General features: G+C 60.6%; 12 protein-coding genes. 8 read left to right on the top strand and 4 right to left on the bottom strand.

Annotated features, from left to right (window positions below):
• Window positions 1–85: 85 nt before the first annotated feature.
• The 4 genes from tssE to tssJ form a co-directional block, all read right to left on the bottom strand.
• Window positions 86–529, bottom strand: a complete 444-nt coding sequence (gene tssE, locus NOM55_RS17205) for a type VI secretion system baseplate subunit TssE (protein WP_255909868.1) — start codon at window positions 527–529, stop codon at window positions 86–88.
• Between the two features lie 39 nt (window positions 530–568).
• Window positions 569–1,279, bottom strand: coding sequence for a type IVB secretion system protein IcmH/DotU (gene icmH / locus NOM55_RS17200; RefSeq protein WP_255909866.1), 711 nt, complete (start codon window positions 1,277–1,279; stop codon window positions 569–571).
• A gap of 7 nt (window positions 1,280–1,286) precedes the next feature.
• On the bottom strand, window positions 1,287–2,633 hold the full coding sequence (tssK, locus tag NOM55_RS17195; RefSeq protein WP_255909864.1) for a type VI secretion system baseplate subunit TssK: 1,347 nt from the start codon (window positions 2,631–2,633) through the stop codon (window positions 1,287–1,289).
• A 68-nt stretch (window positions 2,634–2,701) separates the two neighbouring features.
• A complete protein-coding gene (gene tssJ, locus NOM55_RS17190; protein WP_255909862.1) occupies window positions 2,702–3,175 on the bottom strand; it encodes a type VI secretion system lipoprotein TssJ in 474 nt (157 codons plus the stop codon).
• A 254-nt stretch (window positions 3,176–3,429) separates the two neighbouring features.
• Between tssJ and NOM55_RS17185 the strand changes: the two genes are divergently transcribed.
• The 8 genes from NOM55_RS17185 to NOM55_RS17150 all read left to right on the top strand — a co-directional run.
• A complete protein-coding gene (locus NOM55_RS17185) occupies window positions 3,430–4,257 on the top strand; it encodes a M15 family metallopeptidase (RefSeq protein WP_255909860.1) in 828 nt (275 codons plus the stop codon).
• Between the two features lie 21 nt (window positions 4,258–4,278).
• Complete coding sequence (gene tssM / locus NOM55_RS17180; protein ID WP_255909859.1) at window positions 4,279–8,214, top strand: type VI secretion system membrane subunit TssM; 3,936 nt, start codon at window positions 4,279–4,281, stop codon at window positions 8,212–8,214.
• A 16-nt stretch (window positions 8,215–8,230) separates the two neighbouring features.
• Window positions 8,231–9,250: a type VI secretion system-associated protein TagF gene (gene tagF / locus NOM55_RS17175; protein WP_255909858.1), complete on the top strand. Its 1,020-nt coding sequence runs from the start codon at window positions 8,231–8,233 to the stop codon at window positions 9,248–9,250.
• 42 nt (window positions 9,251–9,292) lie between these two features.
• Entirely contained in the window at window positions 9,293–9,805 is a 513-nt protein-coding gene (gene tssB, locus NOM55_RS17170; RefSeq protein WP_255909857.1) for a type VI secretion system contractile sheath small subunit, read from the top strand.
• Window positions 9,806–9,808: 3 nt separating this feature from the next.
• Window positions 9,809–11,293 carry a type VI secretion system contractile sheath large subunit gene (gene tssC / locus NOM55_RS17165; protein ID WP_255909856.1) on the top strand — a complete coding sequence of 495 codons (1,485 nt, stop codon included), beginning with the start codon at window positions 9,809–9,811 and terminating at the stop codon, window positions 11,291–11,293.
• Window positions 11,294–11,389: 96 nt separating this feature from the next.
• Complete coding sequence (locus tag NOM55_RS17160) at window positions 11,390–11,887, top strand: type VI secretion system tube protein Hcp (RefSeq protein ID WP_120809485.1); 498 nt, start codon at window positions 11,390–11,392, stop codon at window positions 11,885–11,887.
• A gap of 59 nt (window positions 11,888–11,946) precedes the next feature.
• Window positions 11,947–12,432, top strand: a complete 486-nt coding sequence (locus NOM55_RS17155) for an OmpA family protein (protein WP_047968427.1) — start codon at window positions 11,947–11,949, stop codon at window positions 12,430–12,432.
• A gap of 15 nt (window positions 12,433–12,447) precedes the next feature.
• Window positions 12,448–13,442: type VI secretion system Vgr family protein (locus NOM55_RS17150; protein WP_255909854.1), on the top strand; the 995-nt coding region annotated here is incomplete at its 3' end.

The following is a 13,442-nucleotide window of genomic DNA, read 5'->3' as shown; positions in this document are numbered from 1 at the left end:
CTACCGTCGCCCAGTTGCAGGGTGAGCAGGCGCTGGTCCTGGTTGAAGGCGGAGGCGAAGCTGGCGAGCAGGTCGGGGAGGTTCATCAACCCTGCACCTTGTAAACGTTGGAAGACAGTTGCAGCGTGGCGTCAAAGCTGACCGGCGGACGGTGCGGATGCACTTTCAGCACGGCATCTACCCGGAAGCGCAGGTGCCGCTCCAGCTCACGCGGCGCATCCAGATTCACCCGTACCCGGGACAGGCGAGGTTCGTGAACCTCAATGGCGCGGCGTAGCTGTTCGCGCAGCAATTCGCGATCATCCGGATTCAGCAGGCTGATGCCGCTGAGATCGGGAATACCGAACTGCAACATGCTGTCATCCGCCAGTGGATGGGCGGCATACAGTTCTGGCTGCGCCATGATTCTGGTATTGAGCAGCGCCTCCAGGTCGCGCGCCAGGGAACGGCGAAATTGCGGCAACTCGAAAAGCAGATGCTCGTTGCCATGGTTCAGATCAGGCTGGTCATCCAGCAGGCGATCCAGCACGGATGGCAGTATCTGGGTATGTCGCAAGCCGCTCATGCTCTAGATCCCGAACAGCTCGGCCAATTGCTGCCCCAGCAACCAGTGGTAGGAACCCCAGATTGCCGCCGCAGCGACTGCCAGCAAGGCAAAATACAGCCACATCGGCAACTCGTGCCGCACGAAGGCCTGGAAGCGCTGCGGTAATTGCCAATTGGGCGCAAAGTCAGCCTTGCCGCCGCGGACTTGCTGAATTTCCTGCCCCAGCTTGTGCTTGAGATAGCCCAGCTTTTCTTCACCCTCCAGCAGATAGCGCCCCTGAAAACCCAGCAACAGGCAGGTGTAGTACACCTCCAGGGCTTCGATATGACGTACCGGATCGAGTCGCAACTGCTCCAGCCGGCTAAAGAAGCCCTCTCCCGCCAGATGGTCACCGAACAGGCGCAATTGCAGCGGCATACGCTCCCACTCATCGCGCAAAGGAAAATCCGACGACAGGATGATTTCGTCCAGCAATGCGCAAAAAGCATACTTTGCCTGGCCAATGGCATCTGCCGACTTGCCGAAGTTGCGGGCATTGCGCTCGTACTGCTGCAGGAACTGATCGACACGGCGATTGAATTCCACGCTGCTGCCCGGCGCATTGCCATCCTTCAACAGGAACAATAGATAAACACCGTCTTCCAGCATTTCGCGCAGACTGGGCCCCGTACTGCTGACGGTGATAGCTGACTCGGTTGGTACGGCAGTTTCGGTAACAGTGGCTTGACTCATGTTGGCCTCAACGGAAAACGGCAATCAGTTCCAGATTCAAACCGGACAAGGTCTGCGGAACATAGATGCAGATGCTGCGTGACTGCAGCATGCGGGCGAAGATATCGCCATGCGGCTGCAAGGCAAAGTAGTGATTGCCCACCCGCACCGGCACGGCAGACGGTGTTTGCGCGGCATGGCTCAACGCCACGCCACGCATGGCGGAGTTGAGGATCTTCTCGACATCGTCCGGCGCGCCGATCTTGAGCTTGAGTGGCACGTTGTCCAGTACCTGACTGGCCGGCTGCTCGCTTTGCACCGACAGGTAGAAATCGACGTTTTCCAGCAGGCGATCGCTCTCCAGTCGTCCGATGTAGAAAGAAGGTTTGGGGGAATGCAAGGGAATGACCGCATAGCGTGCCGAAATCACCGTCTCCAGCAGCTCGCGTATCTGCAAGTCCAGAGCTGCAAATACCGTGTACAAGTCCTCATGGCGATAAGCCGGGATATCCGCCAGCGCAAAGCGGGTAGAAAAGGTTTGCAGTTCGCCACAGAACTCTGCCAGCGCCATGTACAGCGCCTCCGGATGCAGCGGGTTGCTTAGCGACAAGTGGCGCAGGCGGGCAAAGTTGCGGTTGACGGTATGCAGCAACCAGAAAGCACTGATATCGCTGGAACCAAACTCCATGACGCTTTTGGCTTTTTCACGCTGGGCACCGGCCAGGGCCTGGCTTTTCACCAACAAGATATCAAGCAGGCGACGCAGCAACTGCGGCAACGCCCCGGCTGCCGCTATGGTCAGCATCGGCGGCAGATAATCCTCCGCTACCACCCACTGTCCGGTCGCATCTTTCTGCAGCCGGCACAGTGCGATCGCATCGTAACCATCGCGATTTTCTTCTTCGAGCATCAGCCGCACATCCGGCTCCAGCACCGCGACTTCCGCTGGCAATGCCTGCGTGTACAGATCGGCAAGCTCCTCGCCGCCGCTGTGATAACGGCACGGCCGCCCGGTGCTCTCACCACTACGCGTATTGCCGCCGTATGGCTGCAAATCCGCCAAACAGGCATACAACGTGGTTGTCACCCCCAGCTGTGGCAGCGACGACAGGTCACGCGACAGTGGTAACGGCGCTGCCTGCGGCGCCTGGTACAGTGCGCCATCCCGAAACAGCACACCCAGTGCATCCAGCCTTACCAGGCCGCCCTTGAGGGCTGACTCGTCCAGCCGCAATTGCTGCACACCCCAGGCATGCCGACACAACAGCTGCTGCCGGATGGCCGCATCCTGCTCCAAAAACAATGTTTGCTGCTGAAAATGCTGCGGGCGCAGGAACATTCCCTCTCCCCACAGCACACGTTTCGCTTGTTGCATCTTTTCTCAATCCGTTTGGCCAGCGGCCAATACATCAAAACGCACACGACTCCAAGAGCCCCTGGCTCTTAGCGACACTCCACCTGCAACGAGCCAAGCTGGCCAGGCATGAGCCTGGCGGCGGGCTTGAGCGCGCGCAGATAACAATCCTCTGCATGAAACTGCAGCCCTTTGCTGCGCACCGCGTCGGCATCAAACAGCAACCGCCAGAACTGCCTGTCCGGCTGCCGAAACAACGCCACCAGTCCAACGTGCGTCGACTCCGGCAGCACCACAAAATCGGCAATCTCCGCCTTCGATCCCGGCAACAGGGTGAGCTCCTGCAACGCCAGCAGATCCGGCGACAACAAATCCTTTTCCGGCTTGCCTGACGCCAGCGCCTCCATGCTTAAACGCTTGAACGCCTGATCGGACTTCAACTGATAGACACGCACCACAACCGACAACGGCTTGCCCCGACTATCGCGATTCAATATCTCAGCGGCATCCCCGGAAAGCCTGACCGGGCCATCACCAGCACAGCCCGACACGAGCAATGCCATCGGTAACAGCCCCCAACCCAGGCACCTCGTCCATAGCCACCCTCTGGCTCTGCAATGTCGCATCTGCGTAGACACCCTTGGAAAACATGCCAAAGTACTATTATAATTGAAAAGCATTTTTTCTACAAAAAATTGCAAAATACTATATTTTTATATATTTATTTAAAATCAACCGTTTAATTACAAACGCATCAAAAAAAGGCAGTGTGATGTGGCTCGACCACGTGAAACCTTATCTAGCACCAGGCGCATCCATGCTGCTGATCTGCACCATCATCTGGATTGGGTTCAGATTTTTTTACACAAAAACACATATAAATAAAGCACTTACTATAAAAACAAAGAATGGAAAAACTGAGCACCACCTGCAAACAGGATGGCAGACTGGTCTGCACTATGTCACCAATGAAGCAAGGCTGCAGCCCACAAAAAAACTTATAGAAACCATAAAAAAACACTTTGTCATTGCTTTTTTACCTGTTTTTTCGATATCTTTAGCCGCCTCATCGGTTGCTTTGTCACTTTTATTCAGTAATTTACACAAAACAGAAGAATTCATACCAAACGAGTACAAACACAGTTCGCGCATCAAGTTGACGCTGCAGGAGGAGCAACTGGCTCCGCCACCACCGCTACCCCCGGAAGCTTTCCGCGACGCCATTAGCGAACAACCCCGGCTGAATCGGGCTGACCGTAGCTGGGACAAGCTGGATGCGGCCTTCGTCCAGACCGTGCTTCGTCTCATGGCGAGACTGGAAGCCCGCGGTTACCCGATGACGCTGCTGGAAGGCTACCGTAGCCCGGAACGACAGGATGCATTGGCAGGCCACGCCACGCTGGTTACCAAGGCAAAAGGCGGCCAGAGCAAGCACCAGTATGGGCTGGCGGTGGATCTGGCCCCGGTACGAAACGGCAAGGTAGTGATTTCCGAACGCGATCCGTGGGCAATGCGGGCGTATCAGGCACTGGGCGAAGAAGCCGCTGCGGCAGCGCTGACCTGGGGAGGAAACTGGAGCTTCAAGGATTACGGCCATATTGAGCGCAGCGGTTCGCTAAGGCAGCTGCTGGCTCGCAAGCAATAAACCAATAGGAAGGTAAGCACGGTGTTAAAAAAAGGTTGGCGACAACATGCCAAGGTGGCCTCGGCGGTCGGGTTTCTGATCCTGATCGCCTTGGTCTGGTTTCTTGGAGAGTGGCTGGGGCTTGAGACCATGGAGGCTAGGCTGGGCTGCATCATCGCAATCATGCTGCTATGGGTCGTCAGCCTGCTGATCGGCCAGCTATTGGCAAAACGTGCCGGTGGCCTGCTGGAAAAAATGTTGCGCCAGCAGGCTGATGACGCAGTGATTCATGCCGGCTCGGAGAAGCGCGCCGAAGTGACCCTGTTGCGCCAGCGCCTGCTGGCCGCTATCGACACCCTCAAGAAGTCCAAGCTGGGCAGCAGCAGTGGTGTGGCAGCCCTGTATGAGCTGCCCTGGTACATGATCATTGGCCATCCCGCCGCCGGCAAAAGCTCTGCCATCCTGCAATCCGGCCTCAGCTTCCCATTCAGCGACAAGAGCGGCATCCAGGGGGTCGGCGGCACGCGTAACTGCGACTGGTTTTTTTCTACCGAAGGCGTATTGCTGGATACCGCAGGACGCTATGCCACGCAAAGCGAGGATCGGAGCGAATGGCTAGCCTTCCTGAAGCTGCTGAAGAAGCACCGTGCCAAAGCACCGGTCAACGGCATTCTGGTGGCGATCAGTCTGCCGGAACTGGCGCAGCATCACAGCGAAGGATTTGCCCTGTACGCAAGGCAGGTGCGCGAGCGCATTCATGAAGTCTGCAGCACCTTCGGGCTTCACGTCCCGATTTACCTGGTATTCACCAAGCTTGACCTGCTTGGTGGCTTTGCCGAGTTTTTCCAGGACATGCCGGAAGAAGAACGCGACCGGGTCTGGGGCAGCACGCTGACGGCCAACCAGGGGCACGGCTTTGATGCCGCCACCGTCGCTTCGCAACAGTTCGAATTGCTCTATCGCGGCCTGGTGCAAGCCGGTGAGGAGAAATTGCTGCAATACCGCGGCGATCAGGTACGTCCGGCACACTTTGCCTTCCCGATCGAATTTCACGGGCTGAAGGACGCCGTGGTGAAGTTTGTCAGCCTGCTGTACGAGGACGACCCTTACCATGCCCGCCCGCTGTTGCGCGGCTTTTACTTCACCAGCGCCCTGCAGGAGGGCACGCCGCGTATCGTCGCCGCCAGCCGGGTGCAGACCCAGTTCGATCTGGCTCCCACACAAGGCGACCGCCAACAGGCGGCGGCCTCTTACAGCTTTTTCCTTGGCGACCTGTTCCGCAAGGTCCTGTTTCCCGACCAGCATCTGATCTCGCGCCAGAGTGGTCGTGGCAGCAGCCGCTGGCGAATGGCCGCCATGGCCGCCGGTATCCTGTCGCTGTGCACCCTGGCCGGCCTGTGGAGTTGGTCCTATGTCGGCAACCAACAATTGCTGGCGGATATCAGTAAAGAAAGGGAAGACGCCCGCAAGTTGGCCGCATCCAGCCAGTTGTACGACAAGCTGCGCGCACTGCAGCAGATGCAAACCCGCCTGGAACAGCTGCAGGCTTACCGTACCGAAGGGGCGCCCTGGCAGATTGGCGTCGGCCTTTATCAGGGAGAACCGCTGGAGACGGCGCTGCGTGGCGAGTACTTTGCCGGTATCAAGGCCGTGATGCTGACACCGGTGCAACGCAACCTGGAAACTACCCTGCAGACACTGGAGCAAACGCACGCGCCGGCGCCGATCATGCCCCCGCCAGCGGTACAAACGCAGCAAGCCAAACCGGTCGCACCGGCACCAAGCAAACCCAGGCCCAAGCTACGGCCACGGCCGCAAGCCCGGCCGCTGCCCAACATTCAGCTGGGAGCGATTGCCAATGACTACCGGGCACGTCCGGTCGTGCTGGCAGCGAGCGTCCATCACACCCGCCATGTAGCCTGGTGGCGCCACACGTCGCCAGCGCAGGCAGCCAACCGCTGGCAAGCGGCCGGCTTTGGTTTACGTCACGCCAGCTGGTCCCCCGGCGCGCGCACTTCCGCACCGCAAGCCGTCACCCCTGCCCTGCCAGCCACGGCCGAGACCGCTGCCGCGCCCCCGGCCGCAGTCAAAGCGCCACAGCTGGATGCCAGCTACAACGCGCTGAAAACCTACCTGATGTTGTATCAGCCACAGCGCATGGAGGCGGCCCACCTGGCGGACCAGCTGCCACGTTACTGGCGCCCCTACCTCGAAGCCCAGCGCGGCTCATACAGCACGGAAGAAATCATGGCGGTCGCTGAAAAACTGCTGGCGTTCTACATCAGCCAGGTCAAGGCTCCGGATCTGCCATTGATTGCGCCCAACCTGCGCGTGGTCAGTCAAGCCCGTGAAGTGCTGCGCGGCTCTTTCAAACGCATGTCGGCCGAAGAGCGGGTTTTCAACGAAATTCGCGCCCGTGCCAATACCCGCTTTTCGCCACTGACCGTCGCGCGGATTCTCAACAACCGCGATCTGGACATCATGGCAGGCAGCCAGATGGTGGAAGGCGCCTTTACCCGCGAGGCATGGGATCAATATGTCAAAGGAGCCATAGAGGAGGCCAGCAAGGGGGAAATCCGCAGCGATGACTGGGTGTTGGCCGCAAGCAGTCAGGACAACCTCGGCAAGGATGGCGACAGCGAGAAAAATCGTGCAGCCCTGGAAGCCCAGTACCGTGCCGCCTACAGCGCTAGCTGGAAAAAATTCCTGCAGGGCGTCACCGTGCGCGACTTCACCTCGCCCGCACAGTCCGCGTCGGCCATGACGCGTCTGGCAGACCGGGAAAATTCGCCCATCAAGCTGATCCTGACGCGGGCCGCCACGGAAACAGCGTGGGACAACCCGTCAGAGCTGAACCGCTCACTGGAAACGGCCAAGCAGTCGGTGCTGGAAAAAACGGCCAACCTGCTTAAGGGCGGCAGCAGTGATAGTGCACAAAACGGCAAGCTCTACGGCGAAGTAGGCCAACAATTTGCCGGCGTTGCCCAACTGGTCAAGGGGGAGAACGCCCCGCTCTACGGCTACCTCGACCAGTTGGCCAAGTTGAAGGCCAAGCTGGGGGCGATTGCCAGCACGGACGATCCCGGCGCCCTGTCCCGTGCCACCTTGCAGGCCACCTTCAACAACAGTGGCTCCGAACTGGCAGACAGCATTGCCTACGTCGACAACGCGCTGCTGGCGCAAAGCACTCCCGAGACCATCGGCATGGTGCGGCCGATGCTGGTACGCCCGCTCAGCCACTCCTACAGCGCCCTACTTGGCCCGGTCAGCACCGACATCAATCAGGCCTGGGCAGCGGAGGTGTTACCGCAATGGCGCCAGCTGGCCGCCAAGTATCCCTTCAGCGATGCCGGCAGCACGGCATCGATTGCCGAAATCAACCGTTTTCTGAAGGCCAATGACGGCACCCTGGACCGCTTTATCAATAAATACCTTGCCGGCCTGGTGCAAAAACGCGGCGACGAACTGGTGCCGCGCGCCTGGGGTGAGCTGGGCATCAAGTTCAACCCGGCCTTCCTCAGCAGCGTCAGCAGCCTGTCCGCCTTGGCCAACGGCCAGCTGCAGGATGGCGACGGACTGCGCTTTGAGCTGCAGCCGCAACCCACACCCGGCCTGTCGGAAATCGTGTTCGACATCGACGGCCAGGAACTGCGCTACCGCAACGGCCCGCAACTCTGGCAGCCCTTTACCTGGAATGGCAGCAGCCAGACCGCAGGCGCACGCATCCAGGCACTGTCCTACACCGGGGCCAACAATGTGGTGGCCAACCATCCTGGCGGCATGGGACTGATGCGCCTGCTATCGAGCGCCAAAGTCGTGCAGGAAGGTCCGGATGGCACCCAGCTGGCCTGGTCATTACGCAAGGCCGAAGGTGAGCCCTTGATCGTGCGGGCCAATTTCCGGGTACTCAGCGGCGTGAATCCGCTGCAGTTAAGCCGTCTCAACAAACTGACGTTGCCCGAGCGCGTGACGTTGTAATCGGGGGAGCAAGGTCTTGAGCTTCACTTTCAAACGTACCCAGGAAGTTGCAGCCTCGTTCTGCATTTTCGGCAAGCTGCCACGTCGTGGCGACTTCATCCGCCTCAACGCTACCCACCCGGCGGCGGCACAGCTGGATCAACTACTGGCAGACAGCATCAGCCTGCTCTCCCAGACAACGGAAGCGATCAGCCGTTATCGCGGCATGCCCGGCTCCTGCTTCGTGCTGCGCAGCCGGGACCACGCCTGGCTGTCACTGGGCGTGATTCAGCCCAGCCATGATGAAAGCGGCCGTAACTACCCGCTGGTGGCGGCCACTCAGCTGCCGGCCAGCCTGGAGCTGCCGCCGCTGGCCGTGCTGTTGCTGGCCTGCGAACTGTTCTTTTCCGGACTGAAGGACCAGCTGGCCAGTGCCATCGACAACGCGGTGGAAATGGTCGCCTGCCGCCAGTTCCTAGAAGCGCAGGCCCTGTTCGGGGCCGCATCCAGCGACGATGTCGCGCTGGCAGAGCAGCTGCTGTCCCACCATCTGGCCATGACTGCGGCGCAGCAGCTGGACGAAGCGATCTGCCGTCGGCACGGCCACAGCCTGGAAGCCACCCTGCTCGCCTTCATCTTCCACAGCCAGTTGCAGCACCGCTTTCGCGACAGCCTGTGCGCGCAGACCTATCTGTTGCCGCTGCCGGCCACGGATGGCGAGGACATGTTGGCCGCCGCCACCTGGCTAACGCTGTATCAGGCTGCCGCCAGCGCGAGTGGTGCCGACGAAGCCCAGTGCCTGCTGATCAACCGCCCGGATGGTCGTTACCTCGCCTTGCAGCCCCGCTCGCCGGATGCCCACATCGTGGCGCAGTGCTGGGGAGAGCCGCTGAACGAGCGCTTCGTGGTGGATATCGGTGATGAACAGGCGCCGTGGCGCCGCCATCAATCCTATGCCGAAGCCACTTACATCCTGGGACGGCGCCTGAACGACCCAGGTCTCAGCGTCGCGCAATTGCGCGACCTTGTCGCCAGCCTTGCCCGCAGCATCGCCTGACGCCGTTAAACCCTGACAGCCCCTACTTTTCGAGAGCACACCATGAGCAAAGAAAGCACCCAGAAAAAACTGTCGCGGGTTCGCCCGCCTCGCGTACAGATCACCTATGACGTCGAGATCGGCGATGCCATTGAAACCAAGGAACTGCCGTTTGTGCTGGGCGTGCTGGGCGACTACTCCGGCCACAGCAAAAACCCGCTGCCAAAAATGAAAGAGCGCAAGTTCGTCCAGATTGATCGCGACAACTTTGACGAAGTGCTCAAGGGCATGGCACCGCGACTGGCCATCAAGGTGGACAACAAGCTGCAGGATGACGGTAGCCAACTGGCGATGGAGCTGAACTTCAACGAACTGGGCGACTTTGAGCCACAGAACGTGGTGGCCCAGGTCGAGCCGCTCAAGCGTTTGCTGGAAGCCCGTACCCGTCTGGCCGACCTGCGCAACAAGCTGGCCGGCAACGACAAGCTGGAAGAACTGCTGGACGAAGTGGTACGCGACACCGAAAAGCTGCGCCAGATCAGTCAATCCGCCCACAGCGACCACACCGGGGAGTAAGCCATGAGCACAGCACAACAACTGGACACTGCGGCCAACCCTACCGCACTGGATGCCAGCAGCCTGCTGGACAGCATCATCGACCAGAGCCGCATCGCCACCAATGACAGTGAAAAGGGCCATACCCGTGACCTGATCGGCGAACTCGTCGCCCAGGTACTGGATGGCAGCGTCACGGTGTCGCGCGACCTCAGTGCCAGCATCGATGCGCGCATTGCCGAACTGGATGCCATTCTGTCAGCCCAGCTCAACGAAGTGATGCACCACCCCGAATTCCAGAAACTGGAAGCCTCCTGGCGCGGATTGAAGTATCTGGTGATGCAGTCCGAAACCAGCACCATGCTGAAAATCAAGGTGCTCAATGCTTCCAAGAAAGACCTGGTCAAGGACTTCAAGGCCTCGCCGGAGTTCGACCAGAGCGCCCTGTTCAAGAAAATTTACGAGGAAGAGTACGGCACCTTTGGTGGCGCCCCCTATGCCGCACTGGTGGGTGACTACGAATTCACCCGTCACCCCGAGGACTTCTACCTGCTGGACGAGCTGTCCCATGTGGCCGCATCGGCCCACGCCCCGCTGATCTCCTCCGCCTCCCCCGGCCTGTTCGGTCTGGAAAGCTTCACCGATATCGGCAAGCCGCGCGACCTGGCCAAGATTTTTGACACCGTTGAATATGCCAAATGGAAGTCGTTCCGTGAATCGGAAGACTCGCGCTACGTCGGCATGGTGCTGCCACACGTACTCGGCCGTCTGCCCTACGGCCGTGACAATGTGCCGGTAGAGGCCTTCGACTTCGAGGAAAACGTCGATGGCAGCAACCACGACAAATACCTGTGGACCAACGCCGCCTACGCCTACGCCGCCCGCCTGACCGATGCCTTTGCCCAGTACGGCTGGCTGGCCGCCATTCGCGGCGTGGAGGGTGGCGGCCTGGTCGAAGGGCTGCCGGCACACACCTTCAAGACCGACGACGGCGAAGTGGCACTCAAGTGCCCGACCGAAGTCGCCGTCACCGACCGTACCGAAAAGCTGCTGTCCGACCTGGGCTTCATCTCGCTGGTGCACTGCAAGAACACCGACTACGCCGCCTTCTTTGGTGGCCAGTCGATACAGAAGGCCAAGACCTACAACACCGATGCGGCCAACGCCAACGCCCGCCTGTCCACGCAGCTGCCCTACATCTTTGCGGTGTCGCGCATTGCGCACTACATGAAATCCATCATGCGCGACAAGATCGGCAGCTTTGCCTCACGCCAGAACGTACAGGACTTCCTGAATACCTGGCTGGCGCAATACGTGCTGCTGGACGACTCCGCCAGCCAGGAAGCCAAGGCCAAATATCCGTTGCGCGAGGCGCGTGTGGACGTGGTGGAGGTACCGGGCAAACCCGGTGTCTATCGCGCCGCGGCCTTCCTGCGTCCGCATTTCCAGCTGGACGAACTCACCATTTCCCTGCGTTTGGTTGCCGAGCTGCCTCAGCCGGCAGGTTAACGCCGAGACGCTCCGGTCTCCCGCCTCACCGGCCGGCGTGACCGGAGCATGCATTCCGGAAGCCACGCTTCCATTTTTGTCACCTAGGAGAACCACATGGCTTTTGACGCCTTTCTGAAAATCGACGGCATTCCGGGCGAAAGCACCGATGACCAACACAAGGACTGGATCGAAATCCAGTCTTTTTCCCACCTGATCGAACAACCAGCCCAGGCGACGGCCAGCTCCGCCGGCGGCGCCACCGCGGAACGCGTCAACCACGGCCAGTATGAGATCACCCACTTCCTGGACAAGGCCAGCCCGAAGATCTACGAGGCATGCTGCACCGGCAAGCACATCAAGGAGATCACCATCGAGCTGTGCCGTGCCGGCGGTGACAAGGTGAAGTACATGGAAATCAAGATGGAGCAGGTTCTGGTATCCAAAGTTGAACCGAATGGTTCCGCCAACGATGCCGGCTTCCCCAGCGAAAAGGTCAGCTTCAGCTACGGCAAGATCAAGTGGACTTACACCCAGCAGAAACGTGCCGACGGCGCAGGTGGCGGTAACGTCAGCGCCGGCTGGGACCTGACTGCCAATAAAGTAATCGCCTAAGCCGTTTTGCCGGCCGGAGTCCGCTTTCCATCGCGGCTCCGGCCTTGAAGGGATGCATCATGTTTTATCGCCTCACCATTCTGGCCATCAGCACGGCACTGCTGCTGGGCTGTGCCAATAGCCGCAAGAACAAAACGCCGCCCCCCGACCCCGCCACCGTCCAGGCCCAGGAAAGCAAGGCCATTGTCGTCAAAGTGGCAGAAGGCGTGGAGCAGGCTACCGCAAAAGTGCAGGAAGCCACCGGCAACAAGGCCGTCGTCGCCGACCCGACACTGGTGCCATTTGACAAGATGAGCGCCAAGCTGAGCCCCCTCACCGAACAACAGGTCCGTGCCCTGGCCCCGGCGCTGGTCATTGCCAAACAGATCATCATCACTGGCTACTGTGACCGCCGTGAAGTAGGCAATGCACCGGCCGCGGCCCGTGCTCGGGCAGAAACCGTCAAGAAACTGCTGGTAGACAACGGCATTGCCGCCAAGCGCATCGTCCTCAAGATCGACACCGTGCAGCGCCTGCACGCTGCCCGCGTTACTTTCAACGGTTAACCCGTACTAATCCCCATGAATCTCCCCGACCTGCTCGCCAGCTTCGCCTCCGCCTTCAACCAGGAGCAGCGCCTGCTCAGCCTGCAACTGGGCGACGGCAGCCGCTGGGGCGAGACGCTGCTGCCGCTGGCCCTGTCCGGCGACGAGGTGCTGGCCGGCGATTACCGCTTCCGCGTCGAGTGTCTGTCGGCGGATGACGGCATCGAACTGAAGTCGCTGCTCGGCCTGCCGGTGCGGCTCGGCATTGCCGGCGCCGACGGCCGCGAATCGCTGCGCTGCGGCGTGGTCAGCGCCGCCGAGGCGCTGGCGAGTGATGGCGGTTTTGCCCGCTACGCGCTCACTGTCGAGCCGCCGTTCGCGCTGCTGCGCCTGCGGCAGACCTCGCGCGTGTTCCAGGATGCATCTGTGGACGCCATCGTGCGGCAGCTCTTTGCCGAGCACGCCGCCGCCAACCCGGTGTTCGCCGCGGTGCAGAGCCTGGACTTCGCGCTGGCCGGCCCGCTGCCCAGTCGCAGCTACTGCCTGCAGTACCGCGAATCCGACCACACTTTCATCACCCGCCTGCTGCGCGAAGAAGGGCTCAGCTGGCGCTACGAGCACCTGGACGGTGAGTCGCCGCAGGTCAAGCTGCTGGCCTTCGACGATCCGTACAGCCTGCCTGCGGCCAACCTCGAACGGGTGCGTTTCCATCGCAGCGATGCCACCGAAGAAGAGGATGGCCTCACCCGCTGGGACGGAGCGCGGCAGATCGTGCCCGGTAGCGTGGCGCTGGCGACCTACGACTACCAGCCGGTGGCCACCGGCCACAGCGGCGACGAGACCGCCGTCGAGCAGGGGCTGGACGGCACCCGTCTGCAGAGCAGCCTGCAACACTACGATGCCCCCGGCGCCTACTACGCCAGCGACGCCGAGCAGCTGAGCCACTACGCGCGACTGCGGCAGCAGGCGCACGATGCGCAGGCCAAGTCTTTTACCGGCGGCGGCGTGGTGCGCGGCCTTACCGCCGGGCA

The sequence above is a fragment of the Vogesella sp. AC12 genome, from assembly GCF_024437575.1.
Taxonomy (GTDB): Bacteria; Pseudomonadota; Gammaproteobacteria; order Burkholderiales; family Chromobacteriaceae; genus Vogesella; species Vogesella indigofera.
The sequence above is the reverse complement of the archived record's forward strand: the minus strand, read 5'-3'. Positions and strand labels throughout refer to the sequence as shown.